The 25,037-nt window shown below is 49.9% G+C and carries 24 protein-coding genes; 8 read left to right on the top strand and 16 right to left on the bottom strand.

Annotated elements, in window-relative coordinates; genetic code table 11:
* Nucleotides 1–138: 138 nt before the first annotated feature.
* Both BLX24_RS02485 and BLX24_RS02480 read left to right on the top strand, forming a co-directional pair.
* Nucleotides 139–387, top strand: a complete 249-nt coding sequence (locus tag BLX24_RS02485) for a hypothetical protein (RefSeq protein ID WP_071501473.1) — start codon at nt 139–141, stop codon at nt 385–387.
* Nucleotides 388–477: 90 nt separating this feature from the next.
* Nucleotides 478–1,203 carry a hypothetical protein gene (locus tag BLX24_RS02480; protein WP_071501472.1) on the top strand — a complete coding sequence of 242 codons (726 nt, stop codon included), beginning with the start codon at nt 478–480 and terminating at the stop codon, nt 1,201–1,203.
* Between the two features lie 204 nt (nt 1,204–1,407).
* Here BLX24_RS02480 and BLX24_RS02475 read toward each other — a convergent pair whose 3' ends face one another.
* From BLX24_RS02475 to BLX24_RS02465, 3 genes are all read right to left on the bottom strand, one after another.
* Nucleotides 1,408–2,298 (bottom strand): carboxypeptidase-like regulatory domain-containing protein, encoded by an 891-nt coding sequence (locus tag BLX24_RS02475; RefSeq protein ID WP_071501471.1) that lies wholly within the window; start codon nt 2,296–2,298, stop codon nt 1,408–1,410.
* A gap of 438 nt (nt 2,299–2,736) precedes the next feature.
* Nucleotides 2,737–3,615, bottom strand: a complete 879-nt coding sequence (locus BLX24_RS02470; protein WP_071501470.1) for a hypothetical protein — start codon at nt 3,613–3,615, stop codon at nt 2,737–2,739.
* A gap of 71 nt (nt 3,616–3,686) precedes the next feature.
* Nucleotides 3,687–3,893, bottom strand: a complete 207-nt coding sequence (locus BLX24_RS02465; protein ID WP_071501469.1) for a hypothetical protein — start codon at nt 3,891–3,893, stop codon at nt 3,687–3,689.
* A 122-nt stretch (nt 3,894–4,015) separates the two neighbouring features.
* On the opposite strand from BLX24_RS02465, the gene BLX24_RS02460 reads away from it, so the two are divergent.
* Nucleotides 4,016–4,270, top strand: a complete 255-nt coding sequence (locus BLX24_RS02460; protein WP_071501468.1) for a hypothetical protein — start codon at nt 4,016–4,018, stop codon at nt 4,268–4,270.
* A gap of 177 nt (nt 4,271–4,447) precedes the next feature.
* On the opposite strand, the gene BLX24_RS02455 is transcribed toward BLX24_RS02460, so the two are convergent.
* Nucleotides 4,448–4,855 (bottom strand): hypothetical protein, encoded by a 408-nt coding sequence (locus BLX24_RS02455; RefSeq protein WP_143092545.1) that lies wholly within the window; start codon nt 4,853–4,855, stop codon nt 4,448–4,450.
* A complete protein-coding gene (locus BLX24_RS02450) occupies nt 4,812–6,905 on the bottom strand; it encodes an HRDC domain-containing protein (protein ID WP_083421755.1) in 2,094 nt (697 codons plus the stop codon). The genes BLX24_RS02455 and BLX24_RS02450 overlap by 44 nt, the downstream gene beginning before the upstream one ends.
* A 206-nt stretch (nt 6,906–7,111) precedes the next feature.
* Here BLX24_RS02450 and BLX24_RS02445 point away from each other — a divergent pair, with 206 nt between their 5' ends.
* From BLX24_RS02445 to BLX24_RS02435, 3 genes are all read left to right on the top strand, one after another.
* Nucleotides 7,112–7,798 (top strand): pseudouridine synthase, encoded by a 687-nt coding sequence (locus BLX24_RS02445; protein WP_071501466.1) that lies wholly within the window; start codon nt 7,112–7,114, stop codon nt 7,796–7,798.
* Between the two features lie 235 nt (nt 7,799–8,033).
* The gene (locus BLX24_RS02440; protein WP_071501465.1) at nt 8,034–10,532 is read left to right on the top strand and encodes a YbcC family protein; all 2,499 of its coding nucleotides are present in this window, start codon (nt 8,034–8,036) and stop codon (nt 10,530–10,532) included.
* A 16-nt stretch (nt 10,533–10,548) separates the two neighbouring features.
* The gene (locus BLX24_RS02435; protein WP_071501464.1) at nt 10,549–12,414 is read left to right on the top strand and encodes a proton-conducting transporter transmembrane domain-containing protein; all 1,866 of its coding nucleotides are present in this window, start codon (nt 10,549–10,551) and stop codon (nt 12,412–12,414) included.
* A 77-nt stretch (nt 12,415–12,491) separates the two neighbouring features.
* Here BLX24_RS02435 and BLX24_RS02430 read toward each other — a convergent pair whose 3' ends face one another.
* The 8 genes from BLX24_RS02430 to BLX24_RS02395 form a co-directional block, all read right to left on the bottom strand.
* Nucleotides 12,492–14,684, bottom strand: coding sequence for a xanthine dehydrogenase family protein molybdopterin-binding subunit (locus BLX24_RS02430; protein WP_071501463.1), 2,193 nt, complete (start codon nt 14,682–14,684; stop codon nt 12,492–12,494).
* Between the two features lie 19 nt (nt 14,685–14,703).
* Nucleotides 14,704–15,165, bottom strand: coding sequence for a (2Fe-2S)-binding protein (locus tag BLX24_RS02425; RefSeq protein ID WP_071501462.1), 462 nt, complete (start codon nt 15,163–15,165; stop codon nt 14,704–14,706).
* 125 nt (nt 15,166–15,290) lie between these two features.
* Nucleotides 15,291–16,931 carry a Na+/H+ antiporter gene (locus tag BLX24_RS02420; protein WP_071501461.1) on the bottom strand — a complete coding sequence of 547 codons (1,641 nt, stop codon included), beginning with the start codon at nt 16,929–16,931 and terminating at the stop codon, nt 15,291–15,293.
* Nucleotides 16,932–16,941: 10 nt separating this feature from the next.
* Nucleotides 16,942–17,823, bottom strand: coding sequence for an alpha/beta fold hydrolase (locus tag BLX24_RS02415; protein WP_229201678.1), 882 nt, complete (start codon nt 17,821–17,823; stop codon nt 16,942–16,944).
* Between the two features lie 5 nt (nt 17,824–17,828).
* Nucleotides 17,829–18,329, bottom strand: coding sequence for a methylated-DNA--[protein]-cysteine S-methyltransferase (locus BLX24_RS02410; protein WP_071501460.1), 501 nt, complete (start codon nt 18,327–18,329; stop codon nt 17,829–17,831).
* Nucleotides 18,326–18,736 (bottom strand): response regulator, encoded by a 411-nt coding sequence (locus BLX24_RS02405; RefSeq protein ID WP_071501459.1) that lies wholly within the window; start codon nt 18,734–18,736, stop codon nt 18,326–18,328. The genes BLX24_RS02410 and BLX24_RS02405 overlap by 4 nt, the downstream gene beginning before the upstream one ends.
* A complete protein-coding gene (locus tag BLX24_RS02400) occupies nt 18,702–19,865 on the bottom strand; it encodes a sensor histidine kinase (protein ID WP_071501458.1) in 1,164 nt (387 codons plus the stop codon). The genes BLX24_RS02405 and BLX24_RS02400 overlap by 35 nt, the downstream gene beginning before the upstream one ends.
* 163 nt (nt 19,866–20,028) lie before the next feature.
* Nucleotides 20,029–20,649, bottom strand: coding sequence for a PQQ-dependent sugar dehydrogenase (locus tag BLX24_RS02395; protein ID WP_071501457.1), 621 nt, complete (start codon nt 20,647–20,649; stop codon nt 20,029–20,031).
* 176 nt (nt 20,650–20,825) lie between these two features.
* Between BLX24_RS02395 and epsC the strand changes: the two genes are divergently transcribed.
* Complete coding sequence (gene epsC / locus BLX24_RS02390; RefSeq protein ID WP_071501456.1) at nt 20,826–21,653, top strand: serine O-acetyltransferase EpsC; 828 nt, start codon at nt 20,826–20,828, stop codon at nt 21,651–21,653.
* Nucleotides 21,654–21,685: 32 nt separating this feature from the next.
* Here epsC and BLX24_RS02385 read toward each other — a convergent pair whose 3' ends face one another.
* From BLX24_RS02385 to BLX24_RS02375, 3 genes are all read right to left on the bottom strand, one after another.
* Complete coding sequence (locus BLX24_RS02385) at nt 21,686–22,279, bottom strand: TetR/AcrR family transcriptional regulator (RefSeq protein ID WP_071501455.1); 594 nt, start codon at nt 22,277–22,279, stop codon at nt 21,686–21,688.
* A gap of 176 nt (nt 22,280–22,455) precedes the next feature.
* The gene (locus BLX24_RS02380; protein WP_071501789.1) at nt 22,456–23,220 is read right to left on the bottom strand and encodes a methyltransferase domain-containing protein; all 765 of its coding nucleotides are present in this window, start codon (nt 23,218–23,220) and stop codon (nt 22,456–22,458) included.
* 47 nt (nt 23,221–23,267) lie between these two features.
* On the bottom strand, nt 23,268–23,735 hold the full coding sequence (locus tag BLX24_RS02375; RefSeq protein WP_071501454.1) for a redoxin domain-containing protein: 468 nt from the start codon (nt 23,733–23,735) through the stop codon (nt 23,268–23,270).
* Nucleotides 23,736–23,908: 173 nt separating this feature from the next.
* Between BLX24_RS02375 and BLX24_RS02370 the strand changes: the two genes are divergently transcribed.
* Nucleotides 23,909–24,829: an ROK family protein gene (locus BLX24_RS02370; protein ID WP_071501453.1), complete on the top strand. Its 921-nt coding sequence runs from the start codon at nt 23,909–23,911 to the stop codon at nt 24,827–24,829.
* Nucleotides 24,830–25,037 lie beyond the last annotated feature (208 nt).

Here is a 25,037-nt window from a genome sequence, read left to right as displayed (position 1 = left end):
ATGCGGTTTGAAGACCCAATAAGCCTCTGTCAGCTCCGGTGGATGGGAGGGGCCACTGCCTCGCCGTCTGCCGGGGCAACCTATACGTGGTCGGGTCCCTGACTGGATGGGGCGGAGAGCTACCGTTCGGCCGGGGCCGTGATACAGCGGATCGGCGCGACGGCCAACTACAGCGGCACCTATACCGTTAAGGCCACCAACAATGACGGTTGCCTGGGCCGGGCGTCGGTACAGGTGGTGGTAGCGCCCGCCAGTTGTACGGGGATTACGGCCTCCATCAGTGCACCGGCCGCTATTACGGCAGGTCAGACCCTGACCCGAAAGTTGGCTTGTCACAAAACAATCTACGGGCGGGAGCGGACCGCCGCCGCGGGCCCTTCTGGATAAAAATCACTCGCCACAGGCGAGCGGTAACGGGAAAGTTGAAAAAGTGTATGTAAATTTTAAAGACAATCTAAACGAAATTTTAATAAACTAATGAAATCGTCAACGTATAATAAGCTTAGAATAAGGACACTTGAGCCTAATATGTCCGACGCTGTTGTGGGTCAATGGCTATTTGCAAATGAATCTAAATCTGATTCTTTTATTGATAAATTAATAATGAGTAATAAAGAACTTGTCAATATTATTGTTTTGTTCATAGATGCATTAAATTCTTACAATTTAAAGATTGAAATTAAAGATGACGAAAATAATCATAACTATATTGATTGTATTCTTTTTAAGACTATGCTCATAAAAAATTATAATAGTATTTATGAATATACAGAAAGAGTATTAAAAAGGAAAAGTAATCGTACCCATCATGAAGTAGAAAACATAAAAATAGTATTCTCAATTGATGGGTCAGTATATATAGAAAGTACTGAAATTTGGTTTCCTAAATTATTAGAATTTGAGTTAAGCCAAGACTTATTAAAAATAAATGCATGTAACTTTGCTTATTTACCCTTAAATCCAATACTTGAAGAAGAACATTACAACATTTGGGCATTAAATGCTCCCTTGTTGGCATCGATATTAAAGTCAGTTTTTAATACAAGTATATTCAAATGGATATATCATTCAGATCCAGATCATTATAGCACTTGTGATCAAAGAAATCCATTATTTTTAATTAATTCCCCAAAAGTAGACTATGATTATTGGGATTACGAATATATGCCTTATGAAAAAATCAGCAATATTCCTACAGTATAATTTCAGTGATAGATAGTAAATAGCTATGTAAAGTGCAGTCTTTATCTGTGATTTTTTCAGTTATCGCTCGCATATTGCGAGTGATCAATATCAGGAAGGGCCTCTGGCCCGAAAGCTGGCTTGTTACAGAACAACCTACGGGCGGGACGCCCTTCTGGATAAAAATCACTCGCGGAACGCGAGCGATAACGGGATAATCCACTACTAATACTGTACAGTAGTCCTCATCATTGGTGTATAGGTAGTTGGCAGTTCTAGAAATTTATTAGACTGAACTTGAAATATAGTACGTCCAGACTTCCATTCTCCTTGATTTTCTCTATAGAAGCAAGATAAAATTTCTGCATCAGTAGCCATCCCTATGACTTGACCAAATCCTTTTTTTTCTTCTTTATCTTCTTTTATCAAAGCATATTTATACTTTTCTATAGTTACATTTAACCACTCCATGGCAACAAAACAACCTTCTTCAGGCATATTTAATTTATACTTTGTCAAATCAAATTTATTCCAATGATTAGCCTTATATGCTTTACATATTATATCTTTTTTATTAATTTCTTCGCCAATTTCTCCGTCATTATTTTTATAAAATTTAACTCTAAATGGAGTATTATATATTCCATCATGAACAATATAAAAAGCTACTTCAATAATACTGGCATTTATAGACTTTTGATTAGGCATAAAAACTGCAAGCTCATAGTTTGAATCAAATACTCCCCCAAAGCTCCCCTCTGATCTCCGTTTAGATATTCCTACTACAGATATTCTATTTTGAAGCACTTTTACTTCCGCCAACTGAACAGGTTCCTCAGTAAGGTACAAAACAGAGTCTAAATCAGCGTTCACGCTAATTCTACTAGTTTTATACCCAAGTGATGATATTAATAAGGAATCATAAACACCGATATCTTTTATAAAAAACCAGCCGTTCTCATTAGATGTAACACCTATTGTTTTTTTAGTATTCGTTATTGAACAATAAGGTATGGTTTTTTTTGTATTCTTACCTATAATACGTGCACGTATTTTTTGAGAAAAAAGCTGTGTACTTATACTAAAAAAACAAAGAAAGACAAGGAAATATTTCATTTTAACGGTTCTTTATTTTTATACATCTCTATAACTTAATCACACAAAGGGCCCGTGCTCTTTGTGTGATTTTTATAGCAAAGGAAAGTTTAGTATTTCACAAACTTTGGATATGGTTTCCCATATGCAATACCTAAAAAGGTATGCCGACAAGAATAAATATCATAGCATCTGCCATTGTCATCTACTTTCGATCCCATTGGAGTACATATCTGTCCTCCCTTTACATTTTTCATTTCGCTCCTTGTCAGAGCGGCATCAGCAAATCTTGATAACATGATTTTTGTGTTCGTTAAAAGTTAAACAATTGATTTATGTGAATTGGCCAATGCCGTTGGTTGAGGTGCCGCCTGTAGTAGGGTGCATTTCAAAACTTCGTAGCAACGGTTTACTTATGGGTTATTTAGTCGATTCCTGACCAAATCCCATCGATTACTTTTAGCTGCTACCCGCAGATTGAGCATGGCCTGAGCCCCCTGTTCGCTCCACCGCTGCCCGCTGGTACGCCAGCCCGGTACGTTTCATCCGACATTGAACCACTGTTCGATGAGCCGCTTCCATTGACCCTGAACCGATTTGTAAACCTCGCTCCTGGAACTGACTGTATTGCATTCGATGGCGGTTTCGTTGATAGTAGCCCATAACTTCCCGACGGGATTCTTCGGCCGAACGCGACAGATTGCTCAAGCCTTCCAGGTTAGACAAGACCTCGTCAATCCCATCGACCATTAAATAATTACGCTGTTTATCAAGCCATTGTGCAGCACATGCCGCTTTTTGGAAATGGGTCCGACTGAACGAGGCTAAATGTTCCACCGCATGATAGTAGTCAAGAATATGAGTGGCCAGAGGATAGTTCTCTTCCAGATACCGTTGGATCCATACCCCACCGTCGGTGACAAAAACCAGCCGTTCCGGTGTATTTTTGTAGTGACCTAAACTGGCTTCAAACAGCGGAATAAATTCTTCTGAACTCCCTAAATGAGCGCAATAGGTTGACTGTTCCAGTCTGAAACGGGTTTGGTTATCTTCTTTTTGACCCGCTTCCCGACGCCTCAAACTCGAAAATAGCCGCCCTACTTTCACTTCCTGCCAGCCCTGATCGGTAAAAATCATGCTCCCGTCCATTGACCCATAAATGACTTCATCGGCAAGCAGCTCCGGATGAGAAACTTCCTGAGCTAAATCCACATTGATTTGATGCCCTAACACACTACTCACCCGGTACACCTGACTAACCGACATATCGATTCCCAGGAAGGCCTTAAACAAATCATTACTAGCTGAATAGACATCACTCACTCCAGCCAATGCCATGAGTTCCTGCAAATATGGGGTAATAAAAAAATCGTTTGTTTTAGCCTTAAACCGGTGACTATGAGGAACATCTACTTTCCCGAAGCGGGTTTGACACTTGTTTTTTTTCGGGAGTTCAGGGGAGCTTTCCCCAGCGTCGCCTGCAGCACATTACAGCCTAACTGCGTCCAGATCTGAGCAAATTTTTGTTCATAGGACAGGAAAGTTGGTTCTTCTTGAAGAGCTTCTAACTCATCAAACCGGGCATCAACCAACGCATGGAGTTCTTCTCGGGTCATAAGCAATAGAGGGTTTGACCTAAGTTAACACTTTAATGGTAATTTTGAAATGCACCCATCATGTGCGGGCGCAATTGCACAGTTCAACCGAATGTTTCCTGAAGTAAAACTGATATTAACCGATGGAGCAATTTGACAAACTACCTCTCAAGTTCGAAATAATCACAGGTGATGAAAGTCTCATCAAAAAAGTTGTTGAAGAGTTTAATAAAGAGCCGAAAAGACTTTTTGAAGTTGTAGGTTTCGAGGATCGGGATGGGGATATTTTTGCTCGTCTTGAACTAAAGAAAGGAACCCTTTCTGACGTATTCCAACTTGGCTGTAATTTTGGTATGAGAATTGAAGTTATGCGTCACCGCAATGAAATAGACTGGTAATCAATAAGTAAGATTCTTATGCTTTCGCATTATCTCCTACTTGCCCCTCGCCACAGGCGAGCGATATCGGAGAACATACTGTTTAACGGCATACGATAAAAGCCGTCCTCCATCGATCAGTTTCAGAGGAGGGCTGCTTACTATTCTGAACAGGTAGCTGGCTTCAGGCCGGCAGGTTTAATTACACCCCGTTCCCGTAATCGTACAGGTAATGACATCGGTTATCCGGTCGCCACAGGCATTGGTCGTGGCGGCCGTCATGGTAAAGGTGCCGGGTTGTTTCATGTTGAGGACATTGACGGTATACGTCCCGGGCCGGCGGTAAACGCTGCTGTACACATAACCACCCGGCCCCGTAAATACGGCACCAGCAACCGTTACGGTAAGCGTCTGAACACCCGACACCCCATTGCCTGCCGATGCCGAAACGGCCGACGTGGAGGTAGCCGAAAGCGTAATGCCCTGCGGAGCGGCCCAGGTGTAACTGAAGGGTGTGCTGTTGCCGGTGGCAGTCACAGAAAGTGTGGCCGCGCCTGATCCGTCAGCTATCCCCGTATTGCCGGATGATCGCCAGAATGGCAGCACCGAGCTGTTTGGTTTTGGTCTTGCCCATGCCTTTTATTTTCAGCAGGTCGGCGGGCGATGCGGGCCGGACGCGGGCCAGCTCCACAATCGTCTTCTGGGGTAATACCATGTAACCGGTCGTATTATGCTCGCCGGCGAGATCGTCACGCCATTTCATCAGCGCTCCATACAGCCCCTTGCCGATGGTATCGCCTTTACGGGTTTTCGGGCCCTCGTCGGGCTGCTTGCGGGCGGGCCGGAAATCCAGTTCGGCATGGTTGCGGGCTTCCAGATAGGCGAGGGCCGAAAATTGTTTCTGGCAGAGGGCAAAGCAGGCCTGCTTCGTAAACAACTCTTTTTCCAGTTCGTCGAGGCGTTCGAGGAGGCTGTCGCGCAACTGTTTGTTGTCGCAGTCGGTGGGCGCGTCGTGCAGAAAGGGGGTTAACTCATTTTTAATGAGGTCCAGAAAATAGGTGCCTGCCTTTTGGATCCGTTCCTGTAACGCCGTGTTAGATTCCGGCAGTTCGGGGGCCGAAAAATAAGTGGTTAACTGGTGCTGAAACCGGCGGGCGATGTCCCGCGCTTTTTCGCGGATCAGGTCATCAAGCCTGACCAGACCGGTCTTTAGTTCGTCGCTGAAACTGTCTTCACTTTCTTCCAGAAACCTGCGGCAACGGACGGCCAGGGTGGCGGCCCGTTCAAACGCAAACAGCTCCCGGATCAGCAGCTCCTGGTTGCTGCGTTTTGATTCGGTCAACTCCTGCTCGCCGGGCGTTTTTTGCTGAACCTGTTCGTGAAACTCCTCAAGTGTAAACTCCGTTTTGATGCTGCTCGACGGGATAGGGGTTTGCAGCACAAGGCCTTTCAGTGTTTTACAGCGGCTGAGGGCTACATACACCTGTCCGTGGGCAAACGCAGCCGAGGCATCAATAACCGCTTTTTCAAACGTTAACCCCTGGCTTTTATGAATGGTAATGGCCCAGGCGAGCCGCAGCGGAAATTGCCGGAACGTACCGATGGGGTCGGCCTTGATTTCCTTCGTCGCCGGATCAATACTATACCGGAGGTTGGTCCATTCCACCGGCAGGACGGTGATGACCGAATCCTCACCCGGACACTTTACGTAGATCGTCTCGTCGTCCATAGCCACGATGCGGCCGATTTTCCCGTTATAGTACAATTTCTCGTACGTCGCATCATTTTTGATAAACATGACCTGAGCACCGGTTTTCAGCTCCAGTTCGGCCTCGGTCGGATAGTTGTTTGGCTGGAATTCGCCGTCGATGGTAGCCGTAAACGTACGGGCCTTTGCCTTCAGCGCCTGTAGTTTCCGGGCGTTGATCTGTTGCGCAGCCTGGTTATGGGTCGACAGGGTAATGTAGCCTTCTTCGTCCTTCGGGGCAAAATCCGGAATGTACCGCTTATTCAGTTCGTCGAGCTCAGCGCGGGAAATCCGTTTTTCGCGTATGCTGTTCAGAATGCCGATAAACCGCTCGTCGGACTGCCGGTAAATGTGGGTCAGTTCAATCGAAAGGTACGGCGTCTGCCGGAGGGCCCGGCTGCTGAAAAAATAGCCGGTCTGGTAATAGGGTTGCAGCAACGCCCATTCTTCGTCGCGGATAACGGGCGGCAACTGCTGCATGTCGCCGATCATCAGCAGCTGCACGCCGCCAAAGGGAGCGCTGTTGTAGCGGTACCGGCGCAGAATGTCGTCGATCCCGTCCAGAATATCGGCCCGGACCATACTGATTTCGTCGATCACAAGCAGGTCGAGGGTGCGCAGCAGCCTGATTTTGTCACGGGTGAATTTCCGCGCTTCCTGGAGCGGTGCCCCCGGCACAATCGGGCCGAAGGGAAGCTGAAACAGTGAGTGAATGGTGACGCCCCCGGCATTAATGGCCGCCACACCGGTGGGGGCGACTACCGCCATCCGTTTGAACGCCTGTTGCCTGATCTGATGGAGAAACGTAGTTTTTCCGGTACCGGCTTTGCCGGTCAGAAACAGATTCCGGTTGGTGTGCAGGACAAAATTCCGGGCAAGTTCCAGTTTTTCGTTGACGGGGGTAGACATAGGCAAATTGCAGGCACAGGCGCTGTTGGATCACTAAACCGTCGTTTATGACGGAAAAAGGCTGTCCGGGAAACGGAACGCCCCGGTTTTCTGTGCAAAAGTTGATCAGGTAAAGATACGGCTTTCTGCCAAACAGTGAAAGCCTGTTACCTTTGCAGGGCGAAAGGGCACCCGCGTATGGGCGTCCCCTACAGGTGTATGTTGCCATGTTAGAGATTATTCACCATGCCGATGGCATGGTTGCCATTAATAAACCACACGGCCTGCTGGTGCATCGTTCGCCGATTGCCAGCGATGCCAGTGAATTTGCCGTGCAGCGGCTCCGCGATCAGCTCGGACAGCGGGTGTATCCCGTCCACCGCCTTGACCGCAAGACAGGCGGTGTCCTGCTTTTTGCGCTGACCGAACCATTGAACGCTGCCATGCAACTGCTTTTTGCGGAGGGCAGGGTGCATAAAACCTACCTCGCCATTGTCCGTGGCTTTACGCCCGATACCCTGGCCATTGATTACCCGCTCAAGCGGGATGACGGGGTGGTACAGGATGCTTTTACGACGCTGAAGACGCTCCGGCGGGCCGAAATTCCGCTGGCCTTCGGCAAGCACGCGACCTCCCGCTACTCGCTGGTGGAGCTGGAACCAACCACCGGGCGCATGCATCAGCTGCGCAAACACATGGCGCACGTGATGCACCCGATCATCGGCGACCGCCCCCACGGGTGTAACAAACAAAACAAGCTGTTTAAGGAGCAGTTCGACATGCATACCATGTTGCTGCATGCCCGTCATGTAACCTTTACGCATCCGGAGACACAGCAGGTAGTCCGGATTGACGCTGCCGTTCAGTCAGAATTTGACCGGATGACAGAGACGTTATTCTCCCGCGGGATGTAGTAAAAATACAATTTGTGGATTTTTTTTGAAAGTATGATCCTGATCATACTTTGTTTGTCAATGATGTATATATAAACGAATATTTATTTTTAATGTCTTTTTAAGGTAGGTTTAATAGCGATTTAACAAAATTCAGGGACTTTTAGGTGGCCGGAGTCATGACTGCCCGATAGGCGCACGAATGAATTCCCCGGATTATTCATAGTTAACACTCACTATAAGCTGTACCACCTGAATGACGACACGGCCCGCCCCTTTTGATGAGGATGAGGTGCTCCATGAGCTGAAGCATTATTTGCCGGCTCAGGCACCGCTCAAGGATTTTATCCACCATAATACCCTCCATGCGTTTCAGCATCTGCCCTTTTATAAAGCCATACAACGGGCATCTGCGCTGTTTGGCTATAAAGTGTCGCTGAGTCTGAGCGAGTACCGAGCCGCCTACGCAGCCGGTCAGATAAAAGAAACAATACTGGAACAGAAAATCCGTGAACGCAAGGGCGAAAAAGCATTGGCAGACTGGAAAGACCGGTTATTGCATGCCCCGCCGGATGCGACCACGCTGCCCCGTATTGGTCAGTTACGGGCAAACTGGAAACGGCAATACCGGATTGATCTCGATTCACTGGTGCATCCGGTCTTGTTCCGGGTCTTGTGTTCGTACCTCGATCAGGGGATTTCCATCTGGAGTTTTCCGGTTGCCGACCAGCGTTTTCTGAGCGCTTTGCGGGAGATGGAGAAAAACAGTTTCAGCAGTTTTTTCCGGACCAGGCGTGTCAGGGATCTGTTCATACAGGGGCCGTGCACCATTACTGAACTGCTCACGCAGCTGGTAGGGGATGAGACCTGGTTTGCCCAATATCTGTATGATCAGCAGTTTGCCCATCAGGGGTGGTCGGGTATGGTCTCCGCCATTGAAGATCAGCCGCAAACGCTGCTGGATCAGCGGCAGATTTCAGTACACGATCTGATTGTGTTTGAATTGCTGCTGGAGATGGATGCCCTCGACAGTCAGTTCGGGGCCGGTGCCTGGGAACCCCTTGCCCGCCGGCTACAGGACGCCCCCCCTGCGTTGTTTGCGGATGTGAACGCCTCCGGGCTCGATGATATGCTCACGATCTGGCAGGAAGCCTATGAGTGGAGCTACTATGAAGACGTGTTGACCGGGCTTGTGGCCAACTACGGGCCCAAACCGGCGCCGGCCGAAAAGAGCTTTCAGGCGCTGTTTTGCATCGACGACCGCGAATGCTCGTTCCGCCGGTATGTGGAGCAGTTTGATCCGGAGTGCGAAACCTTCGGGACGCCGGGCTTCTTTAATGTGGAGTTTTTCTACAAGCCGCAGGATGGTCAATACCTGACAAAGCTGTGTCCGGCACCCGTTACGCCGAAGCACCTTGTCAAGGAAGCCGACGCAAAAAGTGCGCGGGAACGGGATATTCATTTTACCAAACATGCCCATTCATTTCACAGCGGCTGGCTGATTTCGCAGACGCTCGGGTTCTGGTCGGCGTTCCGGTTATTTGCCAATATTTTCCGGCCGACGATGACACCGGCTACGGCTTCGTCGTTCAAGCATATGGATAAACATGCCAGGCTGACGGTGGAACACGGGGCCACCGACGGTTTTGAAGACGGCCTGCAGATCGGGTTTACGGTGCCGGAAATGGTTGCCAGGGTCGAAGGGCTGCTGAAAAGCATCGGGCTCGTACGGGAGTTTGCCCCGTTGATCTACGTAGTCGGGCATGGTTCCAGCAGTGTAAACAATCCACACTACGCCGCCTACGACTGCGGGGCGTGTTCAGGCCGGGCCGGTTCGGTAAACGCCCGTGTCATTTGTTCGATGGCCAACCATCCGGAAGTCCGGGCACAACTGCGCGAACGCGGCATTGCTATTCCGGATACAACGGATTTTGTCGGGGCACTACATGATACCACGCGCGACGAAATCATGTTTTACGATGAACATAAACTATCGCCCGTGAATCAGCAGCGGCATTCGGCAAACGAAATCACCTTTGCCAAAGCCCTCGATTACAACGCCAAAGAGCGTTCGCGTCGGTTTGCGTCGATTGATACCCGATTGAGTGCCAAACGTATTCACGAACTGATAAAAATCCGCTCGGTGTCGCTTTTTGAACCGCGCCCTGAGTTAAACCACGCCACCAATGCCCTTTGCATCGTCGGAAAGCGGGATCTGACCAAAGGCCTTTTCCTGGACCGGCGGTCGTTCATGAATTCATACGACTACCAGATCGACCCCGACGGCAATTACCTGTTTTCCATCCTGAAAGCGGCCGCTCCGGTATGCGGGGGGATTAACCTGGAGTATTTCTTTTCGCGGGTCGACAACCAGAAGCTGGGGGCAGGCTCGAAACTGCCGCATAATGTGATGGGGTTATTCGGGGTCGCCAATGGCATCGACGGCGATCTGCGGCCGGGGCTGCCGGTGCAGATGATTGAGGTGCATGATCCGGTCCGGTTGCTGATGATTGTACAGCACAAGCCGGAAGTGGTGCTGAAAACCATACAGCGCGCGCCCGAAACCTACGAATGGTTTAATCATGAATGGGTCCGGCTGGTGGTGTTTCATCCGGAAACTGAGGCACTCTATCTGTTTAAAGATGGTGCCTTTACCCCGTATACACCTGCTCAGGGGCAACTGCGTACCATACAGGATATAACCCCTCTGGTAGAAACCCATCAGGAAAATTTACCCGTTTACGCCCTACACTAACCGGACCCGTACGACCATGTCAATCTTACCATTCTTTATTCTGATTCCGCTGGCAGGCTATCTGCTTAGTTTATTGTTGCCGGCAAAACGGGAAACGCTGATTTCGGGGCTCTCGTTCGGGGTTGTCGGGACACACCTGGCTGGCGCACTGGCCTTTCTGGGGTACTGGCTGCTCAACGGCTGTCCGGTTCTGAACGAGAAGGACTTTGTGGTGTTTACGGCGCCCGGCTACGAGTTTTTTATCGACCTTTATTTTGATAAGATAACGGCTATGTATCTTTTCGTCGGGGCATTTCTGACGTTTCTGGTGACGATGTACAGCCGCTTTTACATGCACCGTGAATCGGGCTATAAACGGTTTTTTAACACGATCCTGTTTTTTTACCTGGGGTATAATATCACCATTTTTTCCGGCAATATCGAAACGCTGTTTGTGGGCTGGGAGATTCTGGGTATCTCGTCGTTTCTGCTCATTGCTTTTTACCGCGACCGGTATCTGCCGGTAAAGAATGCGGTAAAGGTATTCTCAATTTACCGGATCGGGGATGTGGGCCTGATTCTGGCCATGTGGATGAGCCATCACCTCTGGCATGAGAACATTACGTTTCTGAAGCTGAGTAATTTCGATCTGGTGCATGAGCATTTACAGTCACATTCTGTGATTGGGGCCTTTATTTCGCTGATGATTCTGGTATCGGCCTCGGCAAAGTCGGCGCAGCTGCCGTTTTCGTCGTGGCTGCCCCGTGCGATGGAAGGGCCAACGCCTTCAAGTGCTATTTTTTACGGGTCGCTGTCCGTTCACCTTGGTGTCTTTCTGATGCTGCGGACCTATCTGTTCTGGGAGCATCAGTTCTCGATCCGGATCCTGATCGGGCTCTCGGGATTGCTCAGTACGTTTGTGGCCACCGGTATTGCACGGGTACAATCTTCGGTAAAAAGCCAGATTGCCTATGCCTCCATTGCCCAGATCGGGCTGATTTTTGTTGAAATGGCGTTAGGGTTTGAAAACCTGGCGATTTTTCATTTTGCCGGGAACGCATTCCTGCGGACCTATCAGCTGCTGGTATCGCCGTCGGTGGTCAGTTACCTGATTCGGGAGCAGTTCTACAACGTTTCGTTCCGTGGCCGGACGATTGAGGCGCTGTATCCGGCAAAACTCCGGAACACCCTCTATATGTTAAGCCTGAAGGAGTGGAACCTTGATTCGCTGATGTACCGGTATTTGTGGAATCCGCTGAAATGGGCCGGTAACCGGTTGAATTTCCTGACCCTGAACCGCGTACTCCTCTTTTTTATTCCGGCCTATATCGCCGGGTTGATCTGCCTCGCCAACGACCGGCTGATCCCCGAACCGGTGCACAGGGTTCTGGCCGGCGTGTTTTCGTTGCTTGGTCTGCTCATGGTGCTGAAGTCGTTTACCGAACGCCGCAAAGCACGGATGAGCTGGACACTCGTTGTGATGAATCACTTCTGGATTGCGCTCTCGATTTCCTTCAATGAACACTTCACCTACAGCCATGTGGCGCTTTACCTCAGCGGAATCATTGTGGCGGGGATCGTCGGCTATCAGTGCCTGAGCCGTCTGAAGCGGCTGGAAGGGAACATTAATCTGGATCAGTTTCACGGGCATTCCTACCGGCATCCACGGATTGCACTGGTCTTTTTACTGGCCTGTCTGGGGGTTTCCGGCTTTCCGCTGACCCCTTCGTTTGTCGGCGAGGATCTGATATTTACCCATATTCACGAAGATCAGGTCATGCTGGCTTTTTTCACGGCCCTGAGCCTGATCATCGACGGGTTGGCGATAATGCGGATCTATGCACGCGTGTTTCTGGGCCCGCACGCCAAGTCGGTCTATGACATGGCCTATCGCTCCTCGTAAGCGAACCGGACCGTATCCAAATCAAAAAGGGCAGGTCTTCACAGACCTGCCCTTTTTGATTTGGATTGCCTGCTTATTTATGAAACGCCTTTAAACCCATCCTGATTGATGAACGGCTGATTGCGCAGTCGCTGACCGGTGGCTTTGAAGTAGGCATTTGATACCGCCGCGCCGGTTGGTGGCAGCGCCGGTTCGCCAAGCCCGGTCGGTTCTATACCATTGTCGACGAAATGCACCTCAACGGCCGGCACTTCATTCATCCGGATCAGCCGGTAGTCGTTGAAGTTAGCCTGCTGCGGCACGCCATCCTTAAAGGTCATGTTCCCGTACATTGCATGGCCGATGCCGTCGACAATACCGCCCATAACCTGCTGCCGTGCACCGCTCTGGTTGATGATGATCCCGCAGTCGGCAGCGGCGTAAATCTTCTGCAAGACCGGTTTGCCTTTCTGCATGACTACTTCGCCGACCTGTGCCACGTAGGAGTTATGCGAGAAATAAACGCTGAAGCCCTGGGCCACGGCTTTACCGTCAGCCCCCTTTTTCTGGCCCCAGCCGGCTTTTTCAGCCGCCAGTTTAATCACCGCGATCATCCGGTCAATGTCGTACTTAATGGCTCCGGTCGGCGAGGCTTTGGCCTTGTCGAGCAGATCGAGGCGGAACTGCACCGGATCCTTGCCCGCGGCCGTGGCTACTTCGTCGATAAACGATTGTTCGGCAAACGCCAGGAAGTTCGTGATCGGCGCACGCCACGCACCGGTCGTAATCGGCGATTTATGGTCGACCGAGTCAATCAGCAGATTCGGTACGGCACCCGACGGGAAGTTGTCCTGACGGGTGGAATTTCCGGCATTGATGCTGGCACCACGGAGTTTGTAGCCGATCAGGTTCCCCTGGGCATCCAGCGCGGCTTCGAACCGGTAGCGGACGGCCGGGCGGTAGCTGCCTCCGGTCATGTCATCTTCGCGGGTCCAGATCAGTTTAACCGGTGCTTTAACGAGACTCGACAGTTCGGCGGCTTCCACGACATAATCGGCTTTCAGCCGGCGACCAAAGCCGCCGCCCATCCGGGTGAGTTCAACCGTAATCTTGTCGGCCGGAATATTCAGGAGTTTGGCCGTTTCGTTACGGGCCATGTCCGGGGTCTGGGTCGGGCCTGCGAGTTCGCAGCTTTCCGGTCCGTTCGGACCAAATTTTACGTGGGCGAAGAAGTTCATCGGCTCCATCGGGCTGTGGGGCAGGAACGGGCACTGGTACTCCGCCTTAACTACCTTTGCCGCCGATTTAAACGCAGCGTCCACATCCCCGTCTTTCCGCTGTACCGTCGCCTTTCCGCCGTTCAGCATCTCGGTGAACAGACGATCATGGTCAGCATTACTTTCCGTTGACCCGTCTTTTTCCCACTCAATTTTGAGCGCCTCCCTTGCTTTTTTTACCTGCCAGGTCGATTTACCGACAACGGCTACGTTATTTTTAAACGTAACTACGTCGACAATGCCCGGCATGGCTTTGGCGGCTTTGGCATCTACGGATTTCAGTTTATAGCCAAAGGCCGGCCGCTGAATCATACCGGTCAGCATGCCTTCGCGGTAGAAGTCTATACCGAAGAGCGGCTTACCGGTCAGAATATTTTTGTTATCGACGTTTTTGATCGTCCCGCCGATCAGCTTAAACGATTTCGGGTCTTTCAGCGGCACATCAGCCGGCACCGGCAGTTTCGCCGCGTCAGCTACCAGTTCGCCATACGGCAGTTTGCGGTTCGAGGCCTTGTGGAAAACAACGCCTTTGTCGGTTGTCAGCTCCGTGACCGGAACGCTCCAGCGCTGGGCAGCGGCCTGCATGAGTAGCTGACGGGCCGTAGCACCGGCTTTCCGCAGGCGTGTCCAGGAATGTTTAATGGCACCGCTGCCGCCGGTCAGCTGGCGGTCAAATTTCTTGTTATCCAGTGCCGACTGTACCACATTTACCCGGTTCCAGTCGACATCCAGTTCTTCTGCCACCACAATGGGGAAAGCGGTTTTGATCCCCTGCCCGATCTCAGGGTTTGGCGACAGGATGGTCACCAGCCCATCGGGAGCAATGGACAGGAAACTGTTAAATTCCACCGAAGCGGCGGCAGCCGCGTTTTTTGAGCTGTGGACGAGGGCCGGCAGCCCGCCACCAGCCTGCAGGGTGTCGGCGGCAACGGCGTCAAACCAGTTGAAACCTAGTACTAAACCGCCACCAGCCGAAGCGGCTATTTTTAGAAAACTACGTCTTGTTGAGGTCATTTTTCTGAGGAGGCGTTAGCTATTTTGTTTTCGCAGAGGCAACTTTAACCGCTTCACGGATGCGGTGATAGGTGCCGCACCGGCAGATATTCCCGCTCATGGTCGCATCAATTTCTTCCGTAGACGGTTTCGGATTGCGCTTCAGCAGGGCCGCAGCCGTCATGATCTGACCTGCCTGGCAATAACCGCATTGGGGTACATCGACTTCATCCCACGCTTGCTGTACGGGGTGATCCCCGTTTTTCGACAATCCCTCGATCGTGGTAATTTTTGCGCTTGAAACCGATGAGACTGGCAGTACGCAGGACCGTGTGGCTTCGCCGTTGACATGCACCGTGCAGGCACCGCACATGGCTATCCCGCAACCATACTTTGTACCGACCAGACCCAGGTTGTCGCGGAGCACCCACAGGAGTGGGGTATCCGGATCAGCTTCTGTCTGAACGGTTTTACCATTGATTTGAAGTTTGTAAAGGGCCATTGACATGTACTATTGAAACTGGTTTGTTGGCTAAATTACAAAAAACGGCGCATTAAATTTGCCACCGGCTCACGGGTTCTCACTCACTAAATCAGGAGTAAGCCGCTCAATTGCCGGAAACCCCCTCAGATCAGCCCGCCCGACGGAACAATCCGCCGGAGCCGTGTCTGCAGGCTAAGGCTCCGGATGTCGAGTTCCTGTTCAATCCGCCGGATGGCCTCCTCGCTATACGTCCCTTCCTTATGCCATTTGATGATCTGTGTCCGCTGATGATGAACGATTTTGGCTTCGCTTTCAATGTATTCCCGGAAGGCTTCGGGCAGCGTATCAGACCGGTGGAGCCTTGGGTTTTCGTCCGTACGAACCACCCCGTTCAGGTAGTTGATCTGCTGTTCAAACCGTTCTTTGAGCTCGGTTAAGACCTGGTTGTTCAGTGTCAGGGAAAGCTCGCTTTCGATAAAGGTGATGGAACTCACCAGCAGTGCCAGCCGCATGGTACGCTCTTCCTGCTCCTCCTTGTCTTTGGGTTCAGATACGTTCAGCCATTTAACGAAGACCGGCAAGGTAAGGCTTTGCAGGACAAGCGTCACAACAATCACCATGAAGGTGATAAACAGAATCTCACTCCGGTAAGGGAATGCCTGACCGGAACGCAGCTTATAGGGAATAGAGAGGGCGGTTGCCAGCGAAACGACCCCGCGCATGCCGGCCCATGAGGTGATAAACAGTTCGTTACGGGAAAACTGCCGGATCGACCCTGCCCGCTTTTTCCGCGTTTTGAAAAACGAAAAGAGATAGGTGACGGGGAATACCCAGACAATCCGGGTCAGAATGGCCACCAGGCTGATTAGAAATCCATAGCCGATCAGCTTCGGCAGTTCGTCTTTTTCCAGACCGCTGACGATAAACGGCAGTTCGGTGCCGATCAGGATAAACACGAAGCCGTTCAGCAGGAAAATCAGGATATTCCAGAAGCCGTTGATCTGCATACGGGTCTGAAACGAGTAAATCTCATAGGAGTGCCAGGCCAGGTATAAGCCTGCGGAGACTACCGCCAGGACGCCGGAGGTACCGAAGTGCTCGGCCAGCAGATACGAAATAAACGGGAGCAGCAGCGAAAGCGTTGTCGCAACCGTCGGGTTATCGAGCTGATTATGAATAAGCCGTGCAATAACCCCCAGCAGGATACCGATGACAATGCCGCCGCCGGCCACGAACAGGAACTGTAATCCGGCTTCCCAGAGAACAAAACTCCCGCTGAGCACGGTGGCAATGGCAAAGCGGTAAGCGATCAGCGCCGACGCATCGTTTACCAGACTTTCGCCTTCCAGAATCACAATGATGCGTTTGGGAAGCCCCAGACCACGGGTAACGCTCGTAGCCGCCACCGCATCGGGCGGCGAAATAACGGCACCGAGTACAAAGGCTAGCGGCCAGCTGAAGCCTGGTATGGCATAATGGGCCACAATGGCGACGGCGGTGGTAGTAAAAAACACCAGACCGATCGCTAACAGACTGATTGGCTGGCTAAACGTTCTGAATTCATGCCAGGAAATATTTCCCGACGCTTCGTAGAGCAAGGGGGGCAGAAAAATCAGAAACGCAACATCGGGTTTCAGTTCAACATTCGGCAGACTTGGCACAAAACCGATAATAAGCCCCGCCACGATCAGTAATATCGTATAAGGGATTTTCAGCCGCTGCGTCAGTAACGTAAGGCCGGACAGCACTGCCATTAAAAGCAATACAGTTTCTATGTTGTTCATGCCGAATGGGTTAATTGGCTGATGTCGGAGCAGCGGTACCGGCTGATGGCGTCAGTAAAAGCGAACGTACGAGTTCAGCGTGTGAATTGGTAATCAGGTGTCCTGCCTCGGGTAAAAAAATGAAGTTGGCCGGTTTGCCATCCAGCACACATTTCGCAAAGTCGAAGTTACAGGCATTAATGATCCAGTCGCGTCCGCCCTGCATCACCGTTACAGGCGCCTGAATCTGCGACCAGGAAGGTAACAGTTTCCGGAGCTCGTCTGCATGGGTAAACTTTTCATGGGTGGCAATGTTAAGAAATTTAGGCAAAAAGGCCTGAATCAGCGGAAATTTCCCCCATGTCGAAAACCAGTAGAACTTTTCGGCGTCGGGATCAATGGCCGGGGAGACCAGAAACAGCTGGCTGATCTGTGCCGGATAGTCTGCGGCTAGCCGGGCCGCAACCGGAGCACCATAGGACCGGCCAAGTACAGTGGCCGGCTTACCGGAGTGATTTAACCGCAGGGCCTGCGCAATCGTATTGGCCTGCCAGCCGAGGGTATATTGCTTGCGTCGTTTCCGCCACGGTCCGCTGATCCGTGATTTATGATAGCCCGGACGATCTACGCTGATGACGTGGTACTGTTTACTGAGAAGGGTATCGTCCAGCATCCGGATGTAGCCGTACCACGCGCCCGGGGCGCCGTGAATCAGCAGGAGCGGAGGAAGTGTATCCGCGCCGGTAGCGGCCACAAAGAGCCGGCTGGTATCTGTATCAATGGTATAAAAAGTTGGTTTGAGCGGACGCCCCGCATAATGCTCCCGGATTTCGCGTTCGGTCATGGTAAACCGGCCGAAGCACCCCAGGTTCAGCACACTCAGTAACAGAAAAATCAGATGCGTCCGTTTCATACCTGTTAAAATAACGTCATCTGCCGCTGATTCTGTTCATGCTCAAGTAACCATTTTTTTCGCCACAGCCCGCCGGCATACCCAACCAGCTTGCCATCCGAGCCAATGATGCGATGGCAGGGGACAACTATCCAGAGCGGATTTTTGCCGTTTGCCGCGGCTACGGCACGAATTGCTTTTTCATCGCCCAGCTCACGCGAGAGGCTCAGATAGGAGCGGGTCTGCCCGTAGGGGACCGTCAGTAATAACTGCCAGACCCGCTGCTGAAATGCCGTGCCCTGCGGGTTCATCCGAAAGTCAAACGATTGGCGCTGACCGGCAAAGTACGCCTGTAGCTGGGTAGCGGCCTCCCAAACCGGAGCGGGAAGCAGCGCCTGTGGTTCGGGTAAGGCATCCGGATTGTCCTGATCCTGACAGGAAATAGCCGAAACCCCGTGCTCATCGCCGGCAATACGGACCGTCCCTAAAGGAGACCGGAATGCGGTAAGAAAAGTTGGTTGCTTCACGGCTGAAAATGCGTATTGACGACGTCTTCCAGTAGTTTGCGGGTCAGGGGTTTGCTTTTAAAACTATCGACAACCCCGTATGACATGGCCCGTTTATGGTCATCCGGATTCAGCGAGGTGGTGAGCATCATCAGTACTACCTTTGCCTTCTGGGCTTCAGGCAGTTTGTCATATTCCCCCAGAAATTCGAATCCGTTCATGCCCGGCATATTGATATCCAGCAGGATAACATCAGGCCGGATGTAATCGGGATTGGTAACGTCGGTCAGATAGTGTAAGGCCAGCAACCCGTTTTCGGAAACTTTAATCTGTTCACAAAGACCTGAATCCTGTATAACCATCCGGTGCAGAAAGTTGTCATCGGGGTCGTCGTCAATTAACAGAATGCAGTGTATCGGACTGGGCATAATGCTTCAGGGTTTTAATTACTTTAGGTAGTACAACGTAAAAAGTGGAACCTTCATTAACCTTGCTCTCCAGCCAGATGCGGCCGCCATAAATTTCGACCACCTTTTTACAGGTGGCCAGCCCAATGCCGGTTCCGGGAAACTCATTCCGGCCGTGTAGGCGCTGAAAAAGCTGGAAAATGCGGTCGTAATAGCGGGCGTCAATCCCAATGCCGTTATCACTGATCCGGATCTGCCAGTTGTCCCCTGCATCTTCGGCCTGGACGGAAACGACAGGCGTGACACCCGTACGGCGGTATTTAATACTATTGGAAAGCAGGTTAAGGAAAAGTTGTTTGAGGTCGGTCCGGTGCGCTTCCAGGACCGGCAGCCGGCCAACCTGGATATCGGCACCCGCATCGCGGATATCTTCCTGTTGCTCATCCATGATTTCTTCGAACAGCGTATTGAGGTCAACCGGTACGAAATCAGCGGTGTTGCCAATCCGGGAAAACTCCAGCAGATCGTTAATCAGGACCCGCATCCGGCCTGAGGCCGCTGAGGTAACTTCCAGCAATTTGCGGGCATCGGGGGATAATTCATGTCCGTGTTTCTGCTCCAGCAACGACATGTAGTTTTCAATGGTCCGCAGGGGAGACTGGAGATCATGCGAGGCTACATAGGCAAACTGCTGCAGCTCTTCATTCGATCGCGATAACTCCTGTACGGCCCGCTGACGGTAATTGAGTTCACGCTCATATTCGCCGGAGGTCCGCAGGCCCAGGGCCTGATCAAAATACTTAATCAGGGCCAATACCGTTGCGAAAGAAACAATACCTGTCAGAAACCGGATAAAGGCATTAAAGCGGTAAGCCGGCCACCAGAACATGGTGGCATCCACCAGGTGCGTCAGTCCGCAAAGCAGGATAAACGCCCCGAAGAGCCAGAACACACTACGAAGCGGAATGCCTTGCTTCAGGATGATAAAACGGATCAGTATGAGTGGAATGGCCATGTAGGCACTCCAGATGGCGAGGTCAGAAAAAATATAGAGCCAGCCATGGAAATCGGTCCAGTTGCCACAATACCACCGGGGTGGCCAATCATTTGTATCGAGTAACTTTTGAAAAAACTCAATTACCGGATTCATACCGTCAAGTTTGAAATCAATATGCTTATGGTTGCATAAGCAGACAAATATCGACAATATAAGTTTACTTTAGATCAATTAAAATAGCGATCAAGGCATGAATACAGATTTATTATCAACGATTGCGTCATTTCAGGTCCTTCAAACGGGCATTGGTTTATGTTTAGTTTAAATCGTCATGACCGGTGTACACTTTTCTGAGCGTTGACTGCTTCCCGTCATTGGTGGCGATATACAGAGAGCCGTCCGGACCGAAGAGAAGCTTACCGCCGCTATAATTCGTGAACGGTATTTTCAGCCTCATCAGGATTTGTTCACTGTCCGGATCCGCTTCGGTTGGTGTAATGGATTTGAACCGGCTGATGACGGTTTCTTCCGGATCCTCCTTGGTATAATTGACATAAAAAAAGCCGTTTGCCTCATAGGCCGGATCAAAAGCCAGACTGATCAGCCCGTGTTGGGGGCCGCCACTCACCCGTGAGCGGATATCAAGGAAGGTTTTTGCCGCCGCGGCACTCGCCTCTTTCTCGAAGACCTGAATACGCCCGGGACGTTCAATGACAAAGACCCGGTTACTTCCGTCGTTTGCTTGCGAAAACTCCACCGGAAGCGAAAACGTTACCGCCGGTCCGGCACTGACGACATTGACGAGGTTACCTGTTGATGCCTGGACCACCGACGCGGAATGCTGGCTCTTCCGGCTGCATGCCATAGAGATAAGCCAGGAGAATCCGGCCGTCGCTGCCAGTGAAAAAAACAGGGTTATTATTGCTTTACCAAACATGATTCTGTTATTTACGACGTTAATTAACTGCAAAATCAACGCCAGTCTGGTCGGAGGAACTTATTGGCGCCGTTTTTGTTGGCAAATAGCAGATTATCACCTATCAGACCCGATAGATGCATTGACCGTATTGTTGTAAGGTTTCCCCAAACCGGGGAATTGAATACGCTGAATATATGACCTCTACAGATGCTTTGACGGCCTTTTTTGATCAGTTAGCTACCCAGGGCGAACAGTTTCGCTTCCGGCTGCCATCCCGTCCGGATGCCGGGCGGTTTATTGATCAGCTGCTGCGGCTGCTTTTTCCGATTACGCAGGATTGTCAGTCGGTTTCGGTCGATGTACAGCGGACATATGACAAACTGACGGATCAGCTGCAGTGTCTGCTGCGGCCTTTGCAGTCGCAGCTTTCCCAGTCGCCGGAATCTGTATCGAATCAGTTTTTCAAGCGGTTGCCGGGCATCTATTCGATGCTGCAGTCAGACGCGCGGGCGATTGCCGAGAATGATCCGGCCGCCAACGGGATTGAAGAAGTGGTATCGGTATATCCCGGTTTTTTTGCCATTGCCGTGTACCGGGTGGCTCATGAACTGCTTGCGCTGGAGGTTCCGATGTTACCGAGAATGCTGACGGAGTATGCCCATAGCCATACCGGTATTGATATTCACCCGGGTGCTACGATTGGTCCGTCTTTTTTTATTGATCATGGTACAGGTGTAGTCATTGGAGAAACCACGATCATCGGAAAGAATGTGAAGATCTATCAGGGGGTTACCTTAGGCGCGACGCATGTAGCAAAGAATCTGGCTCAGAAAAAGAGGCATCCGACCATAGAAGATAATGTGGTCATTTATGCAAATGCAACTATACTCGGTGGTAAAACAGTAGTAGGGCATGACTCTGTTATTGGCGGTAACGTATGGTTAACGCATAGCATCGATCCCCATTCACTGGTTTACCACCAGAGCGAAATTCAGGTACGGTCTGTAAACAGCGTAGAGTAAACGACAATCCTTGATAAGATCATTGCTGTTTGTTACCGTAAGTTCCGGATAAACCGCCGGAGCGTGTCACGGTAAATAATTTCAGACTGCTCGATGGGTTGCTGGTCTTTAAGAATCATGGACATGGTAATAATGCCGTGCGAAATCGACCACCATTCGAAATAAAGCTTCTGGATACTTTCCTTAGATTTAGGAATGAAGGAGAAAATGGTTTCCCGGACCAGATTCGCCATTTCTTCCATATCGAGGGTTCCGCAGATTGAAACCTGACAAAAAGCTCCGTTGAGGTTATACATGACCTGGTAGGTCTCAGGTTGCTCAAAGGCAAACTTCCATTGAATCAGCGATATTTCATACAACCTTTTTTCCGGATCACGGTATAGCTTCATGATCCGGTTATATTCTTCTCTCAGAAACCGGAACCCTTCGGCACGGATTTCATGTAAAAGTATATCTTTGCTGTCAAAATATTCATAAACGATAGGTGCACTGTAGTCAATAGCATCGGCTATCTTACGAATCGAAACAGCCTGCCATCCTTCTCGCCGGGCAATATCCTTAGCCGTGAAAACGATGCCCTGTCGCGTTTGCTCCCGGGTACGTTGTTTGCGTTCTAAAACTTCCATTTATGGGTCAAATAGTAGTTAACAGTGTTAAATTCATTGAAAACTACTGAATTAATATATAAAAGGCCAGCACTAACGCAAAAAATCCTGGAAAATTTTAATAAAGTTGGCTAATAATGGTATAAATGTCGTTTAATGGTCTTCGCTGGTAGTATACTATGTTTTACGGATAAGATTTAATCAGCCGGTTTTGAAAAGAGCATCCACGCGGCCTCATCTCCGACAGCAAAGGGCTGACCATCAACGGTTCCGTAACAATCAATGAGTTCAAGGCCAACCTGCATGGCCATACGACCAATTTCGGCTATTGAATAAATGTGATATTCAGCGGTACGGGTTTCGATTTCGGCTTGCCCCGAATCAAGGGTCTGAATATAGGTAAGCCGGGCATCAATCCTGCCTGACATGGGATCGTAGGTGTTTTCGCTCAGAAAGGTTATGTCATCGCTGACATTCATCCAGCTGCGTTCCTGATAATCGGGTAAGATTACTTCGGCCACCATGCTGGTGTGAGCAAGGAACAGGCCTCCGGGTCTGAGCAGACCTTCAGTTTTTTGCAGAAACCGGAGCATATCGTCGGCCGGAAAAAAACTGAAGCTGTTTCCCATGCAGTAGGCCGCATGAAACGTGCCTTCAATGGCCATATCCAGAAAGTCGCCCTCAATGGCTTCCATCGGGAGCGTTTCCTGGTCAATAGTCAGCTGTAAACCGGCAATGTATTCCGTTGAAATATCAACTCCGGTTACCCAGGCACCCATCCGCGCTAAGGGTATGGCATGCCGTCCATAGCCACAAAAAATGTCGAGAATACGGTCGCCGGGACCAAAATCAAGATTTTCCACGAGTAACTCCAGATCAAGCTGGGTTTGCTCATGCGTTTGGGCTGCCTTCCAGGCAACCTGCGGTAGTCCGTTGAAAAAGGTATGATACCAGGCTTTCATGGTTTCCAGGAGTGTCACCGGTCAGATTTTTCTGACCGGTGACAAAGTTAATTCAGTTGATTTAAGGTTGATTGAATGGCCGAAAAGTCAGGTACATCCCCTGCATTGTCAAGCACTTCGGCATACTGAATAATGCCTTCGCCGTCAACAACGAATGCGGCACGCTTACTGACTCCTTTCAGATTCAGCACAAATGTTTCATACAGACTGTCGTAGGCCGCAGAGACTTCCTTGTTAAAATCTGACAGCAACTCAAATGGCAGGTTTTGTTCCTGTTTAAATTTAGCAAGGGTAAAAGGGGAGTCTACGGAGATGCCAATAATGTCGGCATTCAGCCCGGTATACGTACTGATATTATCGCGCATTTCGCATAATTCAGCCGTACAAACACTGGTAAACGCCATAGGGAAAAACAAAATAACAACGTTTTTTCCGGTAAAATCCTGTAGGGCAACTTCTTTCTTTTCGGTATTAAACAGCTTAAAATCAGGGGCACTTTCTCCGGCTCGAAGCATATTTTTATTTGTTTAGATTTATGATGAAACGCTGCTAAAATAATTGAAGCAGAAACTGGTGTGCGATTTACAAAAAAATAGTGATTTTTGTTGTTCTCTTTTGCTGCTTGTAAAGAGTAAATTCATACCTGAAACCACTATTACACCTTACATACTATTCTGTTCCGAACTTTATGAAAACTTATTGGGGTATCGATTTGGGTGGTACCAAAATTGAAGGAGTTGTCTTGTCGGCGCCTTCGCCTGAAGCTGTTTTAGTCCGTAAACGAGTTGATACTGAGGCACATCTGGGGTATGAGCATATACTGGGACAGATTATAAAACTGGTTGGCATTCTTAAGGCTGAAACAAATTGCGAACCGGAGAAAATCGGGTTTGCAACACCCGGCACCTTTGACCCGGTCACAAAAACAATGAAGGGGTGTAACACAACCGTCCTTAACGGGATGCCCTTACCGCAGGAGTTGTCAAAACGGTTGGGGGTAAAGGTAGAAATTGCCAATGATGCCAACTGTTTTGCGCTGGCTGAAGCAACGCTTGGGGTTGTGCCTGAAGTTGCCCCTGATTTCCGGTGTGTTTTTGGGGTGATCATGGGCACTGGTGTCGGTGGGGGCGTCGTCTTTAGAGGGCTTGATGGAAACGCCCTTGTCCTCAATGGCTTACACGGTATCGGTGGCGAATGGGGACATAATATCCTGGAGGAAAACGGATACCCGTGTTATTGCGGTAAAAACGGTTGCGTCGAACAGGTATTTTCGGGCCCCGCCTTGCAGCGATATTATAAGGATATTAGTGGCCAGGAACTGAAAATGAAAGACATTGTTGAGCGGCATCTGGCAGGAACCGATCCCTATGCGACTCAGACTATAGAACGATTGCTGGAGTATTTCGGCCGTGCCATCTCAACACTGATCAATGTACTCGACCCGGACGCTATTGTATTAGGAGGTGGTGTTGGAAACGTTGATTTATTATATACGGAGGGTGTAGAACGCATTAAGAAGTATATTTTCAATAACGGAATCCTGCATACCCGTATAGTGAAACCTAAACTTGGTGATAGTGCCGGTGTTTTTGGGGCTGCCATGTTGTAAGATCGACTAAATCGTTTAACTCTCAAAAAGGGTGTGCTTATTATAAGTACACCCTTTTTGTTGTTCTGATGAAATTGAGATTGTATTAAGTCCGGATTTATTGAAGTTGCCACGTTAATGTGATAAAACAAGAACTAAAATTTAAAAATAGTTACAAGAAGATAAGCGTGTTTTTGATCATATTAAGAGGTCTTTGGCCGAAAAACGA

It is taken from the genome of Arsenicibacter rosenii (assembly GCF_001870735.1).
Classification (GTDB): Bacteria; Bacteroidota; Bacteroidia; order Cytophagales; family Spirosomataceae; genus Arsenicibacter; species Arsenicibacter rosenii.
The sequence above is the reverse complement of the archived record's forward strand: the minus strand, read 5'-3'. Positions and strand labels throughout refer to the sequence as shown.